Source organism: Mycobacterium saskatchewanense (assembly GCF_010729105.1).
GTDB lineage: Bacteria > Actinomycetota > Actinomycetes > Mycobacteriales > Mycobacteriaceae > Mycobacterium > Mycobacterium saskatchewanense.
Genome location: NZ_AP022573.1, coordinates 2,968,804 through 2,991,469, shown reverse-complemented (window position 1 = coordinate 2,991,469; position 22,666 = coordinate 2,968,804). Strand labels below are relative to the sequence as shown.

Annotated in this window: 18 protein-coding genes and 4 pseudogenes; 15 read left to right on the top strand and 7 right to left on the bottom strand. The window is 63.5% G+C overall.

The features are described 5' to 3' along the window. Window positions 1-221: 221 nt before the first annotated feature. The 4 genes from G6N56_RS13985 to G6N56_RS13970 all read left to right on the top strand — a co-directional run bounded on the left by G6N56_RS13985 (window position 222) and on the right by G6N56_RS13970 (window position 3,395). A complete protein-coding gene (locus tag G6N56_RS13985; RefSeq protein ID WP_085253902.1) occupies window positions 222-866 on the top strand; it encodes a S1 family peptidase in 645 nt (214 codons plus the stop codon). 161 nt (window positions 867-1,027) lie between these two features. Beyond that, the gene (locus G6N56_RS13980; RefSeq protein ID WP_085253885.1) at window positions 1,028-1,492 is read left to right on the top strand and encodes a lipoprotein LpqH; all 465 of its coding nucleotides are present in this window, start codon (window positions 1,028-1,030) and stop codon (window positions 1,490-1,492) included. Window positions 1,493-1,533: 41 nt separating this feature from the next. Beyond that, the gene (locus G6N56_RS28560; protein WP_180150327.1) at window positions 1,534-2,469 is read left to right on the top strand and encodes an MAP_0585 family protein; all 936 of its coding nucleotides are present in this window, start codon (window positions 1,534-1,536) and stop codon (window positions 2,467-2,469) included. A gap of 146 nt (window positions 2,470-2,615) precedes the next feature. Beyond that, entirely contained in the window at window positions 2,616-3,395 is a 780-nt protein-coding gene (locus G6N56_RS13970; RefSeq protein WP_085253886.1) for an enoyl-CoA hydratase, read from the top strand. Window positions 3,396-3,700: 305 nt separating this feature from the next. Here the strand turns inward: G6N56_RS13970 and G6N56_RS13965 are convergent. Next, window positions 3,701-3,957 (bottom strand): annotated as a pseudogene (locus tag G6N56_RS13965) (2OG-Fe(II) oxygenase); the annotation flags it as partial. Between the two features lie 367 nt (window positions 3,958-4,324). Beyond that, window positions 4,325-4,597 carry a hypothetical protein gene (locus G6N56_RS13960; RefSeq protein ID WP_085253887.1) on the bottom strand — a complete coding sequence of 91 codons (273 nt, stop codon included), beginning with the start codon at window positions 4,595-4,597 and terminating at the stop codon, window positions 4,325-4,327. A 162-nt stretch (window positions 4,598-4,759) separates the two neighbouring features. Here G6N56_RS13960 and G6N56_RS13955 point away from each other — a divergent pair, with 162 nt between their 5' ends. The 9 genes and pseudogenes from G6N56_RS13955 (at window position 4,760) to G6N56_RS13915 (ending at window position 13,713) form a co-directional block, all read left to right on the top strand. Then, window positions 4,760-5,554 (top strand): DUF732 domain-containing protein, encoded by a 795-nt coding sequence (locus G6N56_RS13955; RefSeq protein WP_085253888.1) that lies wholly within the window; start codon window positions 4,760-4,762, stop codon window positions 5,552-5,554. Between the two features lie 324 nt (window positions 5,555-5,878). Beyond that, complete coding sequence (locus tag G6N56_RS13950; protein ID WP_085253890.1) at window positions 5,879-6,388, top strand: winged helix-turn-helix transcriptional regulator; 510 nt, start codon at window positions 5,879-5,881, stop codon at window positions 6,386-6,388. A gap of 92 nt (window positions 6,389-6,480) precedes the next feature. Further along, window positions 6,481-6,987 (top strand): SRPBCC family protein, encoded by a 507-nt coding sequence (locus G6N56_RS13945; protein WP_085253904.1) that lies wholly within the window; start codon window positions 6,481-6,483, stop codon window positions 6,985-6,987. Then, window positions 6,987-8,063: an LLM class flavin-dependent oxidoreductase gene (locus tag G6N56_RS13940; protein ID WP_085253891.1), complete on the top strand. Its 1,077-nt coding sequence runs from the start codon at window positions 6,987-6,989 to the stop codon at window positions 8,061-8,063. Before G6N56_RS13945 ends, G6N56_RS13940 begins: the two co-directional genes overlap by 1 nt. Window positions 8,064-8,226: 163 nt before the next feature. Next, window positions 8,227-8,636: pseudogene (locus G6N56_RS13935) on the top strand (type IV toxin-antitoxin system AbiEi family antitoxin domain-containing protein); the annotation flags it as partial. Further along, a pseudogene (locus G6N56_RS13930) lies at window positions 8,633-9,474 on the top strand (nucleotidyl transferase AbiEii/AbiGii toxin family protein). The pseudogenes G6N56_RS13935 and G6N56_RS13930, both read left to right, overlap by 4 nt. 958 nt (window positions 9,475-10,432) lie before the next feature. After that, window positions 10,433-10,954 (top strand): flavin reductase family protein, encoded by a 522-nt coding sequence (locus tag G6N56_RS13925; protein ID WP_158090660.1) that lies wholly within the window; start codon window positions 10,433-10,435, stop codon window positions 10,952-10,954. A 52-nt stretch (window positions 10,955-11,006) separates the two neighbouring features. Continuing rightward, a complete protein-coding gene (locus G6N56_RS29605) occupies window positions 11,007-12,176 on the top strand; it encodes a DJ-1/PfpI family protein (RefSeq protein ID WP_142280414.1) in 1,170 nt (389 codons plus the stop codon). A 7-nt stretch (window positions 12,177-12,183) separates the two neighbouring features. After that, on the top strand, window positions 12,184-13,713 hold the full coding sequence (locus tag G6N56_RS13915) for a long-chain-fatty-acid--CoA ligase (protein WP_085253893.1): 1,530 nt from the start codon (window positions 12,184-12,186) through the stop codon (window positions 13,711-13,713). Window positions 13,714-13,814: 101 nt separating this feature from the next. Here the strand turns inward: G6N56_RS13915 and G6N56_RS29795 are convergent. The 3 genes and pseudogenes from G6N56_RS29795 to G6N56_RS13900 form a co-directional block, all read right to left on the bottom strand. Further along, window positions 13,815-14,872: pseudogene (locus tag G6N56_RS29795) on the bottom strand (phosphotransferase family protein). After that, the gene (locus G6N56_RS13905) at window positions 14,869-15,609 is read right to left on the bottom strand and encodes an SDR family oxidoreductase (protein WP_085253894.1); all 741 of its coding nucleotides are present in this window, start codon (window positions 15,607-15,609) and stop codon (window positions 14,869-14,871) included. The pseudogene G6N56_RS29795 and the gene G6N56_RS13905 overlap by 4 nt, the downstream one beginning before the upstream one ends. Window position 15,610: 1 nt before the next feature. Next, window positions 15,611-16,882, bottom strand: coding sequence for an acyl-CoA dehydrogenase family protein (locus G6N56_RS13900; protein ID WP_085253895.1), 1,272 nt, complete (start codon window positions 16,880-16,882; stop codon window positions 15,611-15,613). Window positions 16,883-17,258: 376 nt separating this feature from the next. On the opposite strand from G6N56_RS13900, the gene G6N56_RS13895 reads away from it, so the two are divergent. Beyond that, window positions 17,259-18,509 (top strand): hypothetical protein, encoded by a 1,251-nt coding sequence (locus G6N56_RS13895; RefSeq protein WP_085253896.1) that lies wholly within the window; start codon window positions 17,259-17,261, stop codon window positions 18,507-18,509. 231 nt (window positions 18,510-18,740) lie between these two features. Here the strand turns inward: G6N56_RS13895 and G6N56_RS13890 are convergent, their stop codons facing one another. Then, window positions 18,741-19,973: a LuxR C-terminal-related transcriptional regulator gene (locus G6N56_RS13890; RefSeq protein WP_085253897.1), complete on the bottom strand. Its 1,233-nt coding sequence runs from the start codon at window positions 19,971-19,973 to the stop codon at window positions 18,741-18,743. 296 nt (window positions 19,974-20,269) lie between these two features. Between G6N56_RS13890 and G6N56_RS13885 the strand changes: the two genes are divergently transcribed. Beyond that, the gene (locus G6N56_RS13885) at window positions 20,270-21,430 is read left to right on the top strand and encodes an IS3 family transposase (protein WP_158090661.1); all 1,161 of its coding nucleotides are present in this window, start codon (window positions 20,270-20,272) and stop codon (window positions 21,428-21,430) included. 102 nt (window positions 21,431-21,532) lie between these two features. Here G6N56_RS13885 and G6N56_RS13880 read toward each other — a convergent pair whose 3' ends face one another. Beyond that, the gene (locus G6N56_RS13880; RefSeq protein WP_197746668.1) at window positions 21,533-22,504 is read right to left on the bottom strand and encodes an SDR family NAD(P)-dependent oxidoreductase; all 972 of its coding nucleotides are present in this window, start codon (window positions 22,502-22,504) and stop codon (window positions 21,533-21,535) included. Window positions 22,505-22,666: the final 162 nt, after the last annotated feature.

The following is a 22,666-nucleotide window of genomic DNA, read 5'->3' as shown; positions in this document are numbered from 1 at the left end:
GAGCAACTCCCGCTTTTTCGGATTCGTACTCGGTGTCGGTGAGAGCGCGACGAGCACGCAACTCCATCAGTTCGGTGAGCCGATCGGCCGGGTTCCGGACGTCCTTCTTCTGGGCCTCAGGGCGCCGCCGCTGCGCGCCGGTAGCCCGTTTTCGCTCGCCTTGCTAACTGAGCGGTCTTGGGCTGTAATCATGCAGCCCGGGACAAGTGGAGGAGGATGGCGTGGCCAAACCGTGGTGGCGCGGCGTGGGCGTGGTTGTTGCCACGGCGTTGACCGCGACGGTATCCGCCAACACGGCGCTGGCGGCGGCGCCGCCGTCGCCGGGCATCCAGGTGGATGCCGAAAGCAGCAGGTGCACATCAGGATTCGCGGCCCAGGGCAACGACGGCAGTTACTACCTGATGACCAGTGGGCACTGTGACGCGCACGACGGTTCCGAGTGGACCTACGGCGACGACCTGCCGCTCGGGAAGATCAGCGCCAGCGAGAAGGACGGCGACAAGCGGGACGCGGCCATCATCCGGCTCGCCCCGAGTGCGGGTGCGCCCGTGGGCGATGTGGGTGGCCAGCCGGTTCGCGACGTCTTGAGTGGCTCCCAACTTCGTGTGGGTATGCCGTTCTGCAAGGTGGGTGCGATCACCGGCGAGACGTGCGGTGCGATCACGGACATCGAGGGTGGCGTGGTCGAAGCGAGCGTCTTCAGCCTCAACGGTGACAGCGGCAGCCCCGGCTACGTGAAGAATCCCGACGGCACCGTCAGCGCCGTCGGCATCCTGATGTCTTCGCCGGACGGTGACGACAACACGACCTATTTCACGCTCGTCCATCCGCTGCTCAGCAAGTGGGGCCTGCGCGTGCTTCCGTGACCGGCGCCGACCAGCCCCCGGTAGCCGAGAGCGGAAGTTTGCCATTCTATGGTTTGGGTATCCGCCGCTGCGGCGCTGCGAGCGCCCGTGTGCGAGGGCCCACAGGGTCCGCCGTGGTGAGGCGGTCCAGACCAGCGCCAGCGACTCGAAGGAGACATCTAGTGAAGCGTGGGATCGTGGTCGGCGTGGCGGGCGTGGCGGTGGTGGCCGCCGCCTGCGTCGGCTGTTCCAGCAACAAGTCGAACAACGGCGCGTCCAGCTCAGCGCCGCAAGCGACCGGCCCCCAGCTGATCGTCGACGGCCAGAATCAGAACATCAGCGGCCAGGTGACCTGCAACACGGCAAACGGCAACACCACTATCGGCATCGGGGACGCGACGGCCGGGCTCGGTGCGGTGATCAGCAACGACAATCCGCCGATCGTGCATTCGGTCGGGTTGGGCAGCGTCAACGGCGTGACGCTCGGTTTCTCCGACGCCGCGCCTAATCAGGGCAGCAACGCGGGTGCAGCTGTCAACGGCAAGGCATACGCGATCAAGGGCACCGCGACGGGTGTCGATATGAGTAACCCCAATCAGCCGCAGACCGTGACGAAGTCATTCGAGCTGGACGTGACCTGCCCGTAGCGCGGGCGATCGATACCCGGGAGGGGACCGAACTTATGTCAATGAAACGTGTCGTCAGCGCAGCGGCCGTCGCGATCGGTGTCAGCGTCTCGGCGATGACCCTGGACCCCGGCCTCGCCAATGCGTTTCCGATGGACCCGCCGCCCCCGTGCCCGAACTGCCACGGCGGCGGAGGCGGAGGAGGCGGCGGCGGGCCTGCTGGTGGACCCGGTGGCGCGCCGCAGGCTCCGCAGACCCACGAAGCGCCCAGCACGCAGAGCCAGGCGCCGAGCACCCAGAGTCAGGCGCCGAGCACGCAGACCCATGAAGCGCCCAGCACGCAGAGTCAGGCGCCGAGCACGCAGACCCATGAAGCGCCCAGCACGCAGAGCCACGCGCCCAGCACGGAGAGCCAGGCGCCGGGCACGCAGAGCACTCAGCCGTCGTGGACGCGCGGCAACCAGCCGAGCACCGAGACCACGCAGCCCGGCGAGCGGAGCACCCCGCCGAGTGCGCAAACCACGCAGCCAGCGCAGAGTTCGAACAACTCGCCGTCCAGCCGAGAGGTACGCCCGGCCCTCAACCCGCCCAGCACGCAGCCGCCGCACCCGGCCTATGTGCCGCGGGAGAACCTGGTGACGGCCAGCGCGCAGATCGGCGGCCCGGGTCAGCTGGGGGACGCGTCGGTCCAGTTCAGCATCGTGGGCCGCGGCGCGCCGCCGCCGCCGCGACCGCGGGGCTTCGGCTGGAACGACGGGCCGGCCCCCGGTCACCCGCCGCCACACTGGGTTGGGCCTCCGCCGCAGGGCGGGTGGGACGGCCCGCCGCCTCCCGGTGGGTGGAACCGCCCGTGGGCGGGTCCGCCGCGTGACGTGGTCCTCGCTCGTGCCGACTACGGCCCCTTCAACTACGACACCTTCACCGTGCTCCCGGTCTTCAACTGGCAGTACGGTGGCTGGGGTTACTGGTTCTTCGGGGTGTGGGTCCCGCTTTACTGACGGCCGTCTATGGAAGGCGCCCCGGCATGCGTCGGGGCGGCTTCCGTTGGGGTTGCCGAGGTCGGGAAGACCGCGGCCACGGGGGTGCTAATCTTCCGCCGCGCCCGCTTCACGCGATCGGGGAGCGACCGAGGAGCGACTGAACGATGGAGTCACGGTTCGTCAGGCTTGGCCGCGACGGCGGCACGGTCACCGTCGAACTCACCAACTCCAAGCCCCTCAACATCATTGGCGCGGACGCCATCGCCGAACTGACCTGGGCGTTGCGCGACGTCGGCCAGGACCCTGACGTCCGGGTCGTCGTGTTGCGCGGGGCCGGCGAGAGAGCGTTCATCGGTGGCGTCGACATCAACGAGATGGTTGTCCTGGATCGGTCCACCGCCGAGGCGTTCATCCGTCGACTGGCAGGCCTCTGCGAGGCGATTCGCGCGTGTCCCGTCCCCGTCGTCGCCCGGCTGGCGGGCTGGTGCCTGGGCGGGGGGCTGGAGATAGCGATGTCGTGCGACCTGCGGATCGCGGAGTCCGGCGCGAAGTTCGGCATGCCGGAAGTCGCCGTGGGCATCCCGTCGGTGATTCACTCGGCGCTGATGCCGGCGTTGATCGGCGCTTCCCACTCGGCCTGGCTGCTGATGACTGGCGAGACGATCGACGCCGATACGGCGGCCGGCTGGGGCCTGGTGCACGAGGTCGTTTCGCCCGACGAACTCGACCGCCGCATCGGCGAGCTCACTGCGAAGTTGGCCGGGTTCGGGCCGTACGCGGTGCGACAACAGAAGCGCCTGCTCAACAAGTGGTTCGACATGACGGTGCATGGGGCGATCGAAGACAGCGTCGAGCAGTTCGGCCTCGCCTTCCTGACGGGCGAGCCGCAACAGCACATGCGGGCGTTCTTGTCCCGCAAGAACGCCACAAGCGGCAAGGGGTAGCGGATCCGCGCTGCGCTTGAGGCGCGCACCGTCATCGCCGACACGAAGAAGCCCCCGTCTTCTATTGCAGATAGGTCGCGCGCATCCACACGGCGCAGGGTCGGTAGCCGACGGCGACAGCGGTCCGTTCGTCGGCGAAGAACGCGCGGCCGGCATAACCGCCGGCGGCCAGAGGGCGGAGCGCACCGGGCAGTCAAGGCGGCCGTAGATCCCGCTGCGCCGGTGCCCCCCGACGGCACCCGGGGATCCGGTGGTGTACGGCTTGCCGGCCGCGGTGAGGAGCGTGTAGGCCTTTTTGGCGGGCATCATCCGGCGTCGTGGAAGACCAGGCGAGGGTGTGGCGGATGCCGCTGCGGACACACGAAACCCCGTGTCGCACCGGTGCTGCTGACCACCCGCGACGAGGCGGCACCGGGCGGTCGCGGGTGGTGAAGACCAGCCCGTGCCCGTGGGGAATGGTGATGGCGGTACCGCGGGATTGAGCGCGGGGCCGTTCCTCGTAGAACAGGAACTCACCCCCGGTGTGGTCGACGCCGGGACGGGTGAGATTGATGACGAGTTGATGACGACTTGCAGCGGGAGAACATGGAAGACGCGCCTGGCACCTCTGACGTGAGAGATGGGCCGTGGCCGTGAGCCGCATCCCACGATGATCTGGCTCACAGGCGGGGCGGACGGAGTCATTCGAGCTGAAACGTGGCCCGCCCGGAGAGCCGGCGATCTAATCGGCAGGGGGACGAGCTCGGGCGGCGCATCGGCCGTATGACGGCAGCGGCGCCTGCAGAACTCGTGACCCGATAAGGCGGCGGACGAAGCGATCGAAGACAACGACGGCTAAGCGCTCGGGCTCCTCGCTTAGTAAGGAGGGGGCCGCAACCACGCAGCCGGACGTTGCTCTCGTGGAAGAGGGGCCCGAGTCCGCGCGGGACCTATTTCGACGATTTCCCGGAGTCCCCCTCCTCGTCGTCGTCGTCCTCGTCGTCCTCGTCGTCGTCCTCGTCGTCCTCGTCCTCGTCCTCGTCCTCGTCGTCGAAGTTTTCCGCCTTGTCCGCGTACTTCGTGAGCAGCCCCGCGAGGCCACGGGCCTCCTCGGGTGACAACAAATCGTCAAACAACTCCTCGTCGTTCTCCGAGATCCGCTCGACGTAAACCGCGTTGCCTTCGGAACCGACGTCCCATCGGCCCCCCTCATGTCGAACCATCCGATGCCGCCTTTCGACTGTGACCTATCCAGCTGAAGCGCCCGACGCTATGGCGTTTGTTTACCCACTTCTGACGCCGCGGACGTCCGTGATCGACAGACTCGATCGGCTCAGGAAAGCCCGGACTTGTGGCGACGTCGCGACGCTCGCAAACTGGTTGATATGCGCGACCGCGAGACCATCGATGCCGAATTGCGGCGCATTGCGCTCGGGCGCCGATCGATCCGCGAGCAAGGTGGCCAGCCGTCCTCCAGCGAGGCCGACCAACTGCTCGATGAGCTCTTGGCCCACAGCGCGGGGGCGCCTGCTGGCCCTACGGTGAAAGCGTCCGAAACCGAGGTTGATTCTCTCTCCGGGGCGTGGGGTAAGAAAACGGGCGCGCCGGCTCGCCGGCGCAGCGCGGCGCTGCGACGTTTCGGCATGATGGCGGCGTTGCCGCTATCCCTGGTCGCCATTGCGGCCGCCGTAATGGTGATGTTTGCGCAACACCACCGGGACACGTCGGCCCAGCCGACGCAAACCGACAGCCCGCCAACGGCCGCGCCGCCGCCCCCCAGTCGGATGGCGCCCACAGCACCCGCCCCCCGGACCGACGTTGCCGACACGGCGCTCGTCGCGGCGTTGCAGCACGAAGGCGTGCCGGTCCCCAGCCAGGAGTATGTGACGACTCAAGGGCACGCGGTCTGCGACTTCCTGGCACACCGACCCAATTTCTCGGACGCGGTCGGATTCGTGCAGCGATCCTCGATATGGGACGCCGATCAGAGCGCCGACGTCACCGCGGGGGCGATCGTCTCGTATTGTCCTCAGTCTCAACCGGCGACCCTGGACAACATGCAGCCGGTGTATCAGGACACCCTCTCGGACCTGCAGGACATTGAAGGAAAATTGCACGGCATCCAGGGGGATCTGCAGGGCATCGAGGGAAATCTGAAAGGCATCCCGGGCCAGCCGTGACCCGCTGTCACCCCGGTAGGCAGCTGGTGTCGACGCCATCCTCGATGTCGACAACGTAGTGATCTGTGCGGGACTAGAACCAGTACGCGACTTACACGATGATCTCGTCGCTGCCCAGCTCCCGACACAACTCGTCGGCGGTGCCTACGTGGCAGCTGAGCTCGACGCCAAGGGCAATCGACCGGGGAGCCAGGCCGCGGCCGGCTTATTACGGAGGCAGCGCATGGCATTGTCAGGAGGCCCGAAGGGTTAGTGCTCCTTGTCCGCGCCCAACGTCGGCGTATTCCACCGGCGAAGTCTGCCCCCAGACCTACACTTCCGGGTATGCGGAAGAACTCATTTGCCAAGTGGCCGTGCTCCATTGCGCGAACCATGCATGTGCTCGGAGACCCTTGGGCGATACTTGTCATCCGCGAGGCATTGTACGGAATTCGGCGATTCGATGACTTCCAGGTCAGCCTCGGAATCGCCCGCAACACGCTGACAGAACGGCTCAGTCGGCTTGTCGCGGAGGGAGTCTTGGAAAAGCACTTGTATCAAACCAATCCTCGCCGCTACGAGTACCAGCTCACGGAGAAGGGTGCTGAGCTGTTCGGCGTTCTAGGCGCGATTTCGCAGTGGGGGGATCGCTGGCTGGCGGGAGGGGAGGGGCCACCCGTCATCTTTCACCATGAATCGTGCGACCACGACACCCACGCCGAAGTGGTGTGTGCGAATTGCCATGAGCCGCTTGAGTTGGAGGACTGCTCCGTCCGGCTCGGCCCTGGCTACCCGGCGGAGCTGGCGCAGCGGTCCGATGTGCGGCAGAGGTTCGGGCTTGACGAAAGCCCTTGAACCAGACGGGCATTTGGTGGGTCAAGCGAGTGCGCGGGTGCTATCGTGAGTTTAAAGGTGCAACTTAGCAGGTGAGAGGCGGGTTCAGCCGGGTGGAGTGGACTGGAGCGCGGTACACGGATGTGCCGACAGTGGAAGTGAGCACTCAGATCGACGCACCCGTGCAGCGGGTGTGGGAGATCGTGTCCGACATTGAACTGATGCCCACAATGAGCGACGAATTGCAGGCCATAGAATGGCTTGACGGTGCAGCGGGACCAGGAATTGGCGTGAAGTTCAAAGGAACCAGCGCTCACGCAGCGTTCGGACAGTGGTCGACGACGTCTCAGATCATCGAGTATGAACCCCCGCACGTTCTTGCATGGGCGGTCGAAGACCCTCGAAACCCCTCGGCGGTGTGGCGGTTCCGCCTTGAGTCCCGAGACGGTGGTACGGAACTTTCGGAGTGGATGCAGATGGGGCCGGCGCGATCAGGACTGTCTTTCGCCATCGACGAGATGCCAGAGAAGGAACAGAAGATCGTATTCGTCAGGATGCGTGAGTTCGAGCGCAACATGTCGGCCACCCTGCAGCACATCAAGGACCTGGCGGAGAGCTGATGCGCACCGCCACTACCGTCGAGGCATCGAGCTTTCGAAACTGGTCGGCTCAGCGCGATTTCATCGTCGAGGCTGAAAAGCTTGGTCTGGATATTTGTTGGGTGGCGGAGGCCTGGGGTTCGGATGCGCCATCGGCGCTCGGTTACTACGCGGCGCTCACTGAGCGGATGCTGCTTGGATCGGGCGTGATACAGGTCGGCACCCGTACTCCCGTGGCCATCGCCCAAGCAGCGATCACCCTGTCAAATCTCTCCCAGGGACGCTTCTTGCTCGGGCTAGGCCCATCAGGCCCACAAGTCGTCGAGGGCTTACACGGAGTACCGTTTCGACGTCCACTGGTCCGGATGAGCGAAACAATCGACGTTGTGCGCCAGGCATTCGGGGGCGGGAAGATTTCCTACAGCGGCAAGGAATTCCAGATTCCTTTGCCGGGGAGTGAAGCGGTCCCCATGCGACTGTCTACCCGCGCTGAATTCAAGATTCCGATTTACTTGGCGGCGCTCTCACCGGCTATGCTGCGCCTGACTGGTGAGGTTGCCGACGGGTGGCTGGGCACCAGTTTCGTTCCGGAAGGCGCTTCTTCGGCATATTTCGCGCATTTGGACGAGGGACTGGCTCGAGCTCATCGCTCTCGTGCTCAGCTTGACGTTTGCCAAGGGGCTGAGGTGGCTTTCGCCCGCGACGAGGAGTCATTGCAGGCCATGATCGCAAGCCGCAAAAAGGAACTCGCGTTCAGTTTGGGCGGAATGGGCTCGGGATCGACAAACTATTACAACCAGGCCTACAGCCGGCAAGGCTGGGCCGAGGTCGCCGCCGAAGTGCGTGCGCGTTGGCAGAGCGGGGACCGCGACGGCGCGGCGACCATAATTCGCGACGACATGGTGTTGGCCACCACCTTGATTGGCACCGAATCCAGGGTGCGCGATCGTCTGCGGGTCTGGCGGGACGCGGGTGTGGACACTGTGCGGCTCTATCCTGCGGGCGACACTCTCGAAGACCGGCTCACGACCTTAGGGCGAGCGATCGATCTCGTACGAGAAGTCGGCCGGGAGCTTCCTTCATCACCACCGGAGTGACCCATGACGCTGGCAGGAGGTCATACCTTTGGTCGAGCCCCCTGTCAGGATTGCACTAACGACCGCTCGCTTACAAGGCGAGTAAAGCCCATTCGGCTGGGTTCGGACTTGTTCGTGCATGCCCGCCACCTGCGAATACGCATCCGTGACAGTGCGCAGCAGTGAGCACGACGATCTTGCCGCCGCCGTCTCGTGGACTTTGGGCCGTGGTGTTGTCTCGCATGAGTCGGCTTTGGCGCTTCACAGTCTCGCTGACGTCAACCCTTCGCGCATCCATCTCACCGTCCCGCGCCACGACCATCCACGCGCGGCCGGGGCGAGCCGTACCGAGTGCACCGCCGCGACCTCAAGGCAACCGATGTCATGTCGGTCGACGGAATACCCGTCACGACGGTTGTGCGCACTATCAGAGACTGCCTGAAGACGGGCACTGATCCTTATCAGCTTCGGGCCGCAATTGAGCGAGCCGAAGCCGAGGGCACGCTCCGTCGCAGGCCAGCAGCTGAGCTACGCGCTGCGCTCGATGAGCCCACCATCGGATTACGCGCTCGGCCGAACCGAGCATCGGGGTGACCAAGCCTTATTCGTCGCCGCCGACGAACCTGCGCTCACTACGAGATCGGCTCACCTAGGTAGCAGAACGACAGGGCGTTGCATTCGGTCGACTGAAACGGCACGTCGCGATGATCGTAGTTGCACAGTTCGCGGCCATGCTCACTGACGACAGCGGTACGCCGCTGCTGTTGGTCAAAGGCGGATCGTCGCTGGAACTGCGCCGGGGAATTGCCGATTCGCGGACCTCCAAAGACTTCGACAGGTCGCACGCCGCGATATCGAATCGATCCATGAACAGCTCGCTGACGCGGGGGAGACGGGGTGGGGGGGGTCACTGCGATCTTCACTATCCCCGAAGAGATCGATGTTCCGGGCATGCCCGTCAAGCCGCGCCGATTCACCGCCAAGCTGAGCTACCGTGGCCGGGCTTTCGCATCTGTTCCGGTCGAGGTCGCCTCCGTCGAAGTCAGCAATGCCGACCAGTTCGGACCCCCTCACGTCCGATGCACTCGGCCTCGTCGGCGTTCCTACGACCGTCGCTGTGCCGTGTATGACCATTCCCTGGCAGGTCGCGCAGAAGCTGCACGCGGTGACCGCCGTGCTGGAAGAACCGAAGGTCAATGACCGCGCTCACGACCTGGTGGATTTGCAGCTTCTTGAAGGACTGCTGCCCGATGCCGATCTCTTGTCGACGAGCAGCGCGTGTATCGCCGTTTTCCAAGCGCGTGCTCAGCATCCTTGGCCGCCGGGAGTCGCTGCGCTGGCGCATTGGCCGCCGATCTACGCAGGTGCGTCGGAAGGGTTTGACCACCTTGAACTCGCCAGGACGGTCGACGCGGCGGCTGAGGCAGTGTAGCGGCCCGTTTCAGGCTGCTGCGGTATGGGTCTCGTTGGCATAAGTTGTGTCGTAACCCGTGACGAGGGCACCCGACCTTTTCCCAAATCGGACAGGTGGTTGTGGTGAGTGGTGCGGATGTGTTGCATTGGTGAGCAGACGATTTCGCGGAAGTGGGTGCGGACAAATGGGGGACACAGATGATGTTGGTCAGGATGGTAGATCGCGACGGTGGGTGCGTTCTATGGTTCCTACGTGGTGAACATCAATTCGAAATCGGCGGCGCGCAAGCGTGTCCGGGAGGCGCAGCATAAGGCCAACGAGGCACGTCTGGGAGCGTGAGTGTCAAAATGTCGATGACGCTGCGTCGTTTCTCGTCGAGCTTGGGCGGCTGGTCGCCGTCGACGAGTGGGAGCGCAACCGTATCCACGAGATACGCGCAGAGGGGGAGCGGCGCCGTCACGAACACCGCCAGGCTGTTGCGACAGCGGTGGCCCGGATTCAAGGCCGCGGTGAAAGCCTCAGTGCGATCGCTGAACTGGCGGGAGTCAAAGTCGGTGAGGTGCGCGCGGTGTTGAAGGCTGCCGACGCGCAGGCAGCGCCGCGCGCGGATGCACTAGGTGCGGAAGGCAGCGCGGAGCTGGGCGTAGGAGAGGGCGCGGTGCCGGAAGCCAACGGTGGCGCAGCCACCGACGCCGCAGCGCAAGCACTAGGTTCAGTAGACACCGCCAGGCCAGAGGTCGGCGGTGGCGTGCCCAACAACGTGGCGGCGCAAGCACTAACTAGACGGAGACGCTGCTGAGCCCGTAGGCCTGTGGTGTTGGGGCGGGGTGGGGTGTTCGTGTTGGTTTTCTCCCCCCATGGGGGGATTTCGTCGTCGTGCTAATTGACGTGCGGATTCGCGGGCAACAGGCTGGTCGGACCAGATGTGTTACACCACAAGCTTTCTGCGATGACCCCAATAGTGCGAGGTGAACCAATGCACACAGCGGCGACATTAGTCGAGCAATCCGCGATCAGTACCGAAGAGTTCCGGTTGGCGATGCGTCGGCTGGCCGGTGCGGTCAGCATCGTCTCTGGTGCCGGTCCGGATGGTCCGTTGGGGGTGACCGCGACTGCAGTGACGTCGTTGACCGCCGAGCCTGCCAGCCTGTTGTGCTGCTTGAACCGTGCGCTGCAGTTGGAGGCTGCCGTCAAACGCATCGGCTGGTTTTCGGTCAGTGTGCTGCGCGCTGATCATCACGACCTGGCGAAGCGTTTCGCGGGTATGCACGGGGTGCGCGGTGGTGCGAAGTTCGAACAGGGTGGTTGGACGACCCGGCACGGCGAGGTTCCCGCGCTGTTGGACAGTCTGGTCAGCTTCGATTGCCGCGTCGAGGACATCGTCGAGGTGGGGACGCATTCGATTTTTGTCGGTGTGATCACCGCGGCGCACTTCGGTGAGCCGGGTGACCCGCTGCTGTACTGCAACGGCACCTTCGCCAGCCTGCTCCCACTGTGAACCACAACACAACCAACACAATTGTAATGACCTGTGTGGAAAGGAAATTGAAATGACATCTGTGCTCATCGTCGTCTCTGCCGCGGACCATTGGACTTTGAACGACGGAAGTCGGCATCCGACCGGCTATTGGGCCGAAGAGCTGGTCGAACCCCACAAGATCTTCGCGTCCGCCGGCTGGGACATCACGATCGCTACGCCGCGTGGGGTGGCGCCGACCGTGGACCGGCTCAGTCTGGGCTTGCTCGGTGGACTGCCCAGCAAGACGAAGGCGATCGCGGAATATCTGCGCCAACATAATTCGGTGATATCGCACCCGAAGGTGCTGGCAGATATCGATCCCGCCGAATTCGATATCGTCTTCTACCCCGGCGGCCACGGTCCAATGGAAGACCTGGCGGTGGACGAGGATTCCGGTCGGCTCCTGACCGCCGTGCTGGACTCCCGTCGCCCACTGGCATTGCTGTGCCACGCACCCGCGGCTATGTTGGCGGCGCAACGCCAAGACGGATCGTGGCCCTTCGCCGGCTACCGAATGACCGCATTGTCCAATGCCGAGGAAAAGCTGAACCGGTTCGCGCGCAAGGCCCCTTGGCTCCTGCAGGACCGTTTGATCGAGGCCGGTGCGAACTTCCGCAAGGGTCGGCTACCGCTGCGGCCTTTCCTGCAGGTCGACCGCAACCTGTACACGGGTCAGAATCCGGCATCCTCGGCACTGTTAGCTCGCAAACTGGTGACCGACTTCGGTTCGTCGGCCCTGCATGTCTCGGTGAGCAAGTTGGTCTCGGCTGATCCGCTGACCGTCTACGACCAACTGAGCGATGTCACGACCATCGGACAACGTAGCCCGGAAACCCATGCCGCCAAGTGGATTACTCCGGGAAAGAAGTTCAAGGGTTACAACCATATTGGGCCACTGTATCGGTGGAGCACCGTGTGCAAGGTCGTCGCGGATATTCCCGGACGTACCTTTGCGTTCGATGTCGCCTGGCCATCGAAAACGTCGTGGCGCTACGACTTGACGGCGATCAACGGGGCCACTGAAGTCACACTGACGGCAAATAAGGTACAGCCGCAGGCCGCACCGGTGCTAGTTATCCAGCGCATGGTGGGCGTTCACGACCGGGCACAGCATCTGCGCGCGGGAATGGAGCAGACGCTGGATCGGTTGGCTCGCCAGGTTCAGCGGGCCGACGCGCGCCCGGCCGTGCGGTCCAAATAGCCAGCGGATGCCTAACCTGGGTTTCCACCTGAGCGAGTCCGCTGCGATGTACCCGGACGCCGCCGCGCTGCGCTGCGCTGGCGTGACAACCACGTACGCCCAGTTGGCGGACCGGGCGTCTCGGTTCGCCGGATCCCTTGGCAACCAAGGGATACAGCCGGGTGACCGAGTTGGGGTAATGGTGTCCAATCGGCCAGAGTTTGTAGTGGTGTTTTACGCAGTGCTGTATCTGGGCGCCGTCGTCGTGCCGATGAATCCGCTCCACAGCGCCCGCGAAGTAAAATTCTTCTTGTCCAACACGGACGCGAAAATCCTGCTTTACGCGCCCGACTGTGCCGCGGTGGCGACTGCCGGCGCAGCTGCGGCGACCGTGCGAGCGTTGTCGATCGATCCGGAGTCGCTGGCGCGGTACTCCGACGGCGTAGCTCCGGTACCAGGGCCGCTGGCCCGCGCCGGGGACGATACCGCGGTCATCTTGCACACGTCTGGTACCACGGGTGTCCCCAAAGGCGCACAACTGACCCACGACAACCTGTTTCGCAATCAGGCGGTCGTCGCTCGTACGCTGCTCAATCTCGAACCGCACGACGTCGTGATGGGATGTCTGCCGCTTTTCCACGTTTTCGGCATGACCTGCGGCTTACTCACCGCCATGTCCACGGGGGCTACATTGGCTATGCTCCCGCGGTTTGACCCCCAGGACGCCCTGAGAATTATTGCCGCCGAGCGGATCACGGTGTTTCAGGGTGTTCCGACGATGTACGTGGCCATGCTGTCGTCGCCGGTTGACCCGGACGTTGAAGTCAGTTCACTGCGGCTGTGCGTCTCCGGTGGCGCGGCGATGCCGGCGGAGGTGCTACGCGCCTTCGAGGAACGCTTCGGCTGTACGGTGTTGGAGGGTTACGGCCTGTCGGAGACGTCGCCGGCGGTCTGCTTCAACCATCCCGAGGCGACGCGCAAGGTCGGATCCATCGGCACGCCCATCGAGGGCGTGCAGATGCGGATTGCCGATGACGCCGACAATGAGCGGCCTGTCGGCGCTCTCGGTGAGATCCAAGTCCGGGGCCACAACATAATGAAGGGTTACTGGAATCTGCCCGACGCGACGGCAGCGGCGATCAAGGACGGCTGGTTTCACACCGGCGACATCGGTCGCGTCGATGCCGATGGGTTCTACTACATCGTCGATCGCAAAAAGGATCTCATCATCCGCGGTGGGTATAACGTCTATCCACGCGAAGTCGAGGAGGTGCTGCACGAGCACCACGCCGTGGCCGGCGCGGTGGTGATCGGCATGCCGCACGCCTCGCTCGGCGAGGAGGTCGGCGCCGCGGTCGTGCTCAAGCGCAATGCGTGCGCTGACACGGAGGAACTACGGGATTTCGTCAAAAGCCGTGTCGCCGCTTACAAATACCCTCGCCGGATCTGGATAGTGGACAGTCTTCCCACCGGCCCGACCGGAAAGATATTACGGCGCGAGGTCCATGCGCCGCAGAGTGAGGGACTCGACGCTCGCACCGAAGGTGAGCGTCGCTGAGTGCGCGGCGCTCGCCGCGAGCGCGAGGCGCGACGATGTACGCAGAAGGTCGGGTGGGTACAAGTCAGCGACGCAATCCCTGAAGGCGGTCGACGAGGGCGTTAGATACCTGCCCGGGCGGCGATCTCGTGCGCGAAAACGACAAGCTCCTCGACACTCTGGAGGGTCGGTACGCCCGACGCGGCGCGGTTACGCGGATCCTGGCGCGCGCGGAGCACAATTCCCTCGGCGATGATGGCGATCTTCCACAGCGCCAAGGCATGCCAGAACCCCAACTCGGCATCTGTCACGTCGCGGCCGGTCGTCACGCAGTAGTACTCGATCAATTCGGCGCGGCGCGGATAGCCGGGCAACAGCAGGGCGCGGAACTCGGGCAAGACCGGTTCATCCTGCTCCGGCCAATACGCCAGAGCGGTGCCCAGATCGGCGATCGGGTCGCCCAGCGTCGACAACTCCCAGTCCATGCCGCCAGGACCTCCCCATCAGCGGCGCCGACCACGATGTTGCGGAGATGGAGATCGCCGTGGACCAGTGATAATTCGCGCGCCGGCGGGGTGGCTACGCTCAGCCGATCGGTCAGCGCGCCCAGCTCGGGCAAGTCACGGGTTTTCGCTTGCTCCCACTGACCCGCCCATCGCTCGAGTTGACGCTGCGCATACGGTGAGTGGCTCGCCAGGTCGGCTAGGCCGGCCGCGCCGAGATGCACAGCGTGGATCCGGCCGAGCGTCTCGACGAGGGTGGTACCCACCCGGTGGCGGGCGTGGACCGCCAATGCGCGCGATGCCTCGGCGTCACTGATGACCAGTCCATCCACGAATTCCATGAGCACCAGCGGACTGTCACCGACTTCGCTGGCCTGCGCGACTCCGAAGATTCGCGGTACTGGTACGTCGGTGTTCGCCAGGGCGGCCAGAATCCGAGCCTCCCGCACCACATCGTGCGCCGAGTGCGGCACCGGACCCGCGGGCGGGCGGCGAAGGACCCACCGGTGACCTTCGGCATCGGAAAGTGCGTAGGTGAGGTTGGACTGCCCGGCGCCAAGGCGTCCGACATTCAGGGGTGGACTGAAGTCCGGCACACGGGTCGACAACCAGCGGCTCAGCTTGGCTGGCTCGACCCCGGGCACGGTGGCGGAGGGCCTCGCCTCGGTGGTGCTCATAGGATCGCACCACCGTCGATCACCAGGACTTGACCTGTGATCCACGCGGCGGCGTCGGAAGCCAGGAACGCGATCGCCTGACCGATGTCCTCGGGTTCACCGATACGCCCCAAGGGCAGCGAATCGGCAACGGCGTGCTCGCGGTCGCGCCACAGCACCTCGGAGAGTTTAGTGCGGACTACACCGGGCGCGACCGCGTTCACCCGCACCGAGGGGGCGAGTTCCACCGCGCATTGCTTGGTGAAGTGGATCAGCGCGGCCTTGCTCACGTTGTAAATCCCCAAATTCGGTTCGGTGGTCAGCCCGCCCAGCGACGCAGTGTTGACTATGGTCCCGCCGTGCGCACTCATCCATGCGCGAGCAGCCAGCGACGACCACAGGATCGGGGCCCACAGATTGAGGTCGATCGTCTTGCGAAAGCCGTCATAGTGCTGATCGACGAGCGGGCCGTAGGCGGCATTGGTGGCGGCGTTATTGACCAGGATGTCGAGGCGGCCAAAGCGTTCCAAAGTGAAGTCAATGCACTGCCCGGCGGCATCCGCGTCAGTCGCGTGCGCCGCGAAACCGACTGCACCCGGGACTGTTTCGGCGGCGGCGGCGTCTGCTGCTTGCTGAGTGCGAGCCGTTAGGACCACGTCGGCGCCCAGCCGCGACAGGTACCAGGCTGCGGCATGGCCGATTCCGCGAGAGGCGCCGGTCACCACCGCGGTCTTGCCGGTGAGATGCAGGCTGTCCATATTAGACCAGCCCGGGTGAGTCAGCGGCGCGCTGACGGTGTCTATTCAACTCCTGGCGGGCGATCGTCCGCTTGTGTACTTCATCGGGCCCGTCGGCGATTCTCATTGCTCGCAAGTGGGCCCAGAATCCGGCTAGGGGCACGTCTTCGGTCACTCCTAAAGCGCCGTGGACTTGGATCGCGCGGTCCACGACATTGAGCGCGATGGTTGGGGCGTCCACCTTAATCGCCGCAATCTCCGTCCTGGCTTCCCTATTGCCGACTGTGTCCATCAGCCAGGCAGCCTTGAGAATCAGGAGCCGCGACTTCTCGATCTCAATGCGGGCTTCGGCGATCCAGTCGGCGATGTTCGCCCGCTCGCTGAGCGCAGACCCAAAGACGACACGCGAATCGGCACGCTGGCATAACAATTGGAGTGCGCGCTCGGCCATTCCGATTGCGCGCATGCAGTGGTGGATGCGCCCGGGTCCCAGTCGAGCCTGGCTGATCGCGAAACCCTCGCCCTCACCTTTGAGCAGATCACCTGCGGGCACTCGCACATTGGTGAATTCGATTTCGGCGTGACCCTCCCGATCCTGATATCCGAACACCGATAGGTTCCGCAAGATTCGGACGCCCGCAGCATCGATCGGGACGACCGCCATCGATTGTTGTCGGTGCGGAGCAGCCTCGGGATCGGTCTTGCCCATGACGATCAGGACCTGGCAGTTCACGTGCAGAGCGTTTGATGCAAACCACTTGCGTCCGTTGAGAAGATATCCGTCACCGCACCGCTCCATCCGCATCTCGATGTTGGTCGCGTCCGAACTCGCTACCGCCGGTTCGGTCATCGCGAACGCTGAACGGATCGTGCCCTCCAGCAGCGGCTTGAGCCATCGGCGCTTGTGCTCATCGGTACCAAAAAGGGTGAGCACTTCCATGTTCCCGGTGTCGGGAGCGTTGCAATTGCATGCTTCTGGCGCCAGCCATGGACTTCTCCCCATGATTTCAGCGAGAGGAGCGTATTCGAGATTAGAAAGACCCGCACCCCACTGCGGGTGGGGATGAAACAAATTCCATAGCCCGCGCCGGCGCGCTTCGCATTTGAGATCCTCGATCGCCTGCGGATGATGGTGAGGGTTGCCGGCGGCGCGCATCTGACCTGAGTAGTCGGCCTCGGCAGGATAAACGTGTGACTGCATGAAGTCCAGCAGCTTCGCCCGATAACTCTGGGCGCGCGGTGAAGTCCCCACCAACGAAACCTGATGATCGGAAATGACCACTCCTTCAGACATTTTTGAGAACAGACCTGGCTATGTGTCCGGTCGTGGACCGGATCAACTGATTACGCAACGTCTCCACCGGCCAGGATGCCCGTCCGATCACGCGGCCGATACCCGCCGACCGTCTAAATGCCCCTTCAGGAGGAGAAAACTCACTCGCCGCCACCAAAAAATCGACAACGGAGGCGCTGCCCCGCGGCACTGCGCTATCGGGGGAATTTCTTCACCCATCGTGGTCACTTTGCCGCTGAGCCGGTTGACTCGGGGCACTCGACCGCAACAGGCTGGATTCTGCAAATACGTTGTCGCTGAGGGTAGTCCGGAGCGACGACGACGATCGAGAGGGCAACACATGCAATCGTCAATAGGCACTTTGCGTGGACCCGATTTGGCCCGACGGCGCAACGTCCGTGAGTTCCTCGACAAGAACATCAGCGGTCGCGGCATGTGCGCCTATGACTCGGCGGTCATTGCCGGCAACGGGATCGGCGCTCTGGCGTTTGCGGGATGGCTGGCCCAAAGTCCGTTGTTCGAAGGTAAAGTCACCGTCGTCGCGCCCCCGGTGGTCGAATCCAGGAGACTGATCAACGGTGTCACCCTGCGCGGGCGCGGAATCGACTTTATGGCTGCGGCGTTGGACACGACGCTTGATAACATCATCGACGTCACGTCGGGATCAGCCGACGCGCCACCAGTGGCCTACCGTCAAGCGGCCGCTATTGCGGTCCAAGAGGGGTCCTCCTGGCGATTCACCAAGCGCGGGTACTGGCAGAACTCGTTGGAGGCTCAACGCCCGATCGCGTACGGTCTGCGAAACAGTAGGGTGGTGGCCGGCATGCGTGAGCTGGCCGCCAAACTTCCGATCGAATTCGTCGACGAGCGAGTCGAATCCGCATCGCACCTGCGTAGCTTAGGTTCGGGACGGCATCCACTCCTGGTCAACGCCACCACCATACCCACGTTGCTGGGCGCTGTGGCAGACCCACCCGAACGAATGGTCTTGGGGGTGCAAGTCCCATTCATCGCGCCCGGGGGAGGCGTGAGCTACCCGCTGGAAGCGGAGACCGCGTTTGCGCCCGCGGTGCGGCGCTCAGGCGCGATCGACGTCGGCTACTTCACCCCGTTCCGTGATCCGTTGTCGCCACGGTCCTCGTGGTACGGCATTTACGTCCGCGTCGTGGACCGCGATGGCCCGTACAACAAGGAGGCCGAGCACAGGATCATGACCGAGCAGCTGTTCGGTGTTGGACGCGCGATGAATCTCGTGCCGGATGATCCTGAGGAGACACTGGGGCAGGCGCTGGTGCCGGCGTCTCCATGGGGCTCCGTCGCGCCCTCGGCGCCGGGCACTTTGGAACTCAAACGTCACTACTCTTGCGGCGCACCCGTCATTTACGCCGACGGAATGGTGATGAGTCTCGTGGGAGGGGTGGTCGGGGCTGAAGCCGTGATACGTGGCGTTAACCCAGACAACGCTATCCGCCGCGCGTTGCGGCCATGGCGGCGCCACAACCTGCTCTGGTATCTGGAGATCAACAAGATTCCATTTGTCGCCGATACGTTGCTCCGCGCAAATCCGGCAGCCGCGATGGCGTACCCCCACACTGCCGGTCTGAAGCTGTGGGCCTCGTCGGCCTAACCCCGACGATCATGGCCGTGTCGATCATTAGGTCGATCGTCAAGCGGTGCGGCGAGCTGACTGTGGATCTCACCGTAGCAGCGGTCGACCGCATCACGCGGGTTGTGGTGCGGCGCTGCTGAACCTGACGCTTGATATTCGGATATCCGGCGTGAAGGGGCCCGCAAGTCTTATCCGGCGCTCCTGTGCGCGCTTGTTCAGCTCATGGCTAAAATACGTTGGCCCCGAACATCATTCGCCTGGACCGCGATCTATGCTTTCCAGGTACATCGCTACTGCCTGTCCGCGATTGGCCACACCGAATTTCTGCAAGATGTGTTTAACGTGCGATTTTACGGTTTCTTCCGAAAGGAAAATTGTTGACGCGATCTGCCGGTTCGTCGCGCCCTTGGCCATCAACTGCAGAACTTCGTATTCACGCCTGGTCAGTTCGGAGACGACCTCGCTGCGACTCTGCCACGGTAGTGTCGGGATCTGCTGGTGGGAGTCCGGTGGCGTGACGGCACCACCAACGCTGTCCAGGATGCTGCGTGCGGACCGAGCGAGTTGCTGACTGGCCGTCTGCTGGAACTGTAATTGTTCAATCAGCATCGCTCGTTCCACGATCTGTCCCAGCGATTTCGCAAACGCAGCAAGGACATCGCGGTCGGCTCCATCAACCGGGCGGCCACTGAAATACGCATCTCCATGGATCGTCGCGACCACCTCGCCAAAGGCGGTCACGGGCGCACCGACGTAGTTAGCCGCGTGCATCTTTTGTACGATCGGCTGAAAGGCGTTGGGGTCATTTAAAGCATCGGTGATGATTGCGGGAGAGCGGCTGCGAATGATCAGCGTCTCCGGACGTTGTGGCACCAGTTCATACCTAGTGCTGGCCGAGAGGGCATGGCAGTCTCGTGCCCACTCATCGTTGCCCGCGAAAACGGTTGCCGCAGCGTGCAAAACGCCGCCCTCCCGCTGGAACACCATCCCACGTTCGAGGCCGGGGAGGTCGCAAATTGCCGCGGCCGCGTGTTCGAACAGTTTCTTGACACCTTGCGTGGCGGACAGTCGCCCGCCAACCTCTTGGCCACTGGTGAGCATATGGAGACGCTCTTCAGTGACCATTTGACGATGGCTGAATCGAATATCTTGAAGCTTTATGGCCAGTTCTAATAGCTGGCTCAGCTGTGATGAGTCCAAGGCGATCGTGTGGTCACGCATTGCACGAAGCAATTGATCGTGCAGCTCGTCAGCGCGGGCGCCCAGCTGAGCTAAAAATCGATCTCCTTGGAAATCGACTTGCTCAAGTTGACGAACGGGTACGACGACGGCGGCCTCTGCGAAGATGCGTTGGTAGCCGCGTGTCAATGCCGCGGCCCTGGACTCCCAGGTTTCTCGCACAGGATTGGTGAGCGGTGCCAACCAAAGATCAACAGGCATCGGTTCTCCTTGCCGCCGGCATTGCAGCAGCACGTTCCGCATGCCGCTGATGGGACGACGTTATCGGCACGGATGCAAACCCGTTGACAGCGGTATAGATCAACGCCGCAGCACCCCACAAATGCTCATCGAGGCGATGCTGACGCACCACACCAATCGGGGCTTGCTCTAACGACTCCGCACACATTGTGACCTATATTACGCCGATTGGGCGATGCGTTGAATAGTGCCACTGGCTTGACCCCGATCCGTTGATCCATGAGATCTGTACCCGTGTTGTAGGTCCACCGTTGTGAGAGTTGAGGGCAGAGTGATCATCAGGAGGTCACATGCCCCGTATGTATTCGTCGTCGGTGCGCCGGCAAATCGTTGCTCGGCTGCGATCGGGTGAACCGGTGGCCGCCGTGGCGGTCGATACCGGGATTTGTCAGGCCACACTGTTCCGGTGGAAACGTCAGGCACTCATCGATGCCGGAGTCATCGAGGGCACCCCCAGTGTGGAGGCCGATGAGCTGGCGGCCGCTCACAAGCGCATCGCTGCGCTGGAAGCCGAACTGGCGTTGACCCGCGATGCCTGCGAGCTGTTCGATGACCAGGCGGTGGTGCCCCCAAAACGCCGACGCGCGATCGCTGAAGGGCTGATCGCGCGAGGACATTCAGCCCGATCCGCCTGCCGGATAACGGGATTAGCGCGCTCCTTCTTGCAATACCACCGGCGTCGCCCTGTCCCAGACCGCGAGGTGAGGCGGCTCATCGTGGCCGACACGATCACCGAGATCCACCAGCGATCTCGCGGCACCTACGGGCGCCGGCGAGTCCGTGCCGCGCTACTTGCCGACTACGAGATGAACGTCAACCTCAAGCTGGTCAACTCGATAATGTCCGAGTACGGCCTGTGTGGGCTACCGCGGCCGGGACGGCGTAAGCCCAATCTAATCGGTGTCGACACCCCCGTTGACCTGGTTAATCGGCGGTTCACCGCCACAGAGCCCAACGAATTGTGGTGCACCGACATCACCGAGCACCCGGCCCGCGACGGCAAGGTGTACTGCTGCGCGATCCTGGACTGCTTCTCGCGCATGATCGTAGCCCGCACCTTCTCCACGACCGCTGACACCGCATTGGTCAACAACGCGGTCAACATGGCCGTGGCCAACCGAACACTAAGTGGCTCAACGATTCTGCATGCTGACCACGGCACCCAGTTTACGTCTTGGAGCTTTGGGGAGAACATGCGGCGATGGGGCCTGCTCGGCTCGTTCGGCACCGCGGGCGACTGCTTCGATAACGCCGCGATGGAATCATTTTGGGCGCGGATGCAGGTTGAGCTACTCAACACCCGCAGATGGGCCACCACCATCGAGTTGGCCGCCGCCATGGCCGATTACATCGACAACTTCTACAACGCCGAACGCCGTCACAGCTACCTCGGTAACATCAGCCCCACAGAGTTCGAGACGCTCTGGACGTCCACCTATTCGATCCCTCAACTCGCATAACCACGGCTCGAAACGGCGGGGACAGATCAACGACTCTCGTTAGCCGTGGACCAGTTCACGGCGTCCGGCCACCACCGTGGCCGTAGTCCGAGGCAACTTCGCTCACTCAATGAGTTGCATTGAAATATCCCAGAGCTTTTCGGCGATGTTGGCGTCGAGGGCGTACCAAGCAACACCATTGGCGTGTTGGGCGATATCTGGTGTGTTGGGCGGAAGAACTTGAGCTTCGTGGCAATCTTCGAAGTATCGGGCGCTGACCCCGGCAAGCGCAGGAGAGGTCGCCACCACGATGGTAGTTGCCGCGCCTTGCGCAGTTGTCTTGAACCCGTTCGCATTAGTTGTCGCGGCACGCAGCACCTCCGCGGTCATGTGTCGCGAGAGGTTCGTTTCCAGTATCGCACCTGGGTGTACCGCATTTGCTGTGATCCCATCGTCGCTCCAGCGACGCGCGGCTTCCACGGCGAACAAGACGTTAGCAGTCTTGGATTGGCCATAGGCGATGAATGATTCGTAAGTACGCCGGACGAAGTCGATGTCGTCGAAGTCGACGGATGCTCGAAGGTGCCCTCGCGAACTCAGCGACACGATGCGCGCACAGCTGAGTGGGCCTTCGACCGCCAGCTTGTCGTGTCCGCCCGCAGCCAACGCATCGTGCATCCACGTGGCAAGTGCGAAGTGGCCCAGATGATTAGTCGCAAAGTGTAGTTCGTGACCCGCGTTGTTGAGCGTTCGCTCGGGCAGGGCCATCACCCCCGCATTGTTGATGAGTAGGTGCAAAGGCCCTGACCACTGGTCGGCGAACGCGCGTACTGATCCGAGGTCGGCCAGATCTAGGTGAGTGACGCGAACCCTCTCGTCCCCATAGCGGGCGGCGATGCCCGCAGCAACTGTTTTCCCAGCCTCGACATTACGGACCGCCAGGGTCACTTCCGCACCGGCCGAGGCAAGAGCACGCACCGTTTCCGCTCCGATGCCTGACGAAGCGCCGGTGACCAGCGCGCGGTGGCCATGAAGGTCAATGCCGGATATCGCTTCCGCTGCCGTGGTGCTCGCGTCCAACGATGCTGTGTCCATCTGCCTGTCCCTCATCATGTCGATAGTAGGTAAGCGGAGGTGCCTCCTATAGGTTAATCGGAGATATCTCCGCTTAGCAAGCGTGGTTGGCCAGTGTTGGCGGTAAAGATTGTGGGCAGTGAAGATGAAGAACACTGAAGCAGGCCTAAGGCGTGGCGCCAG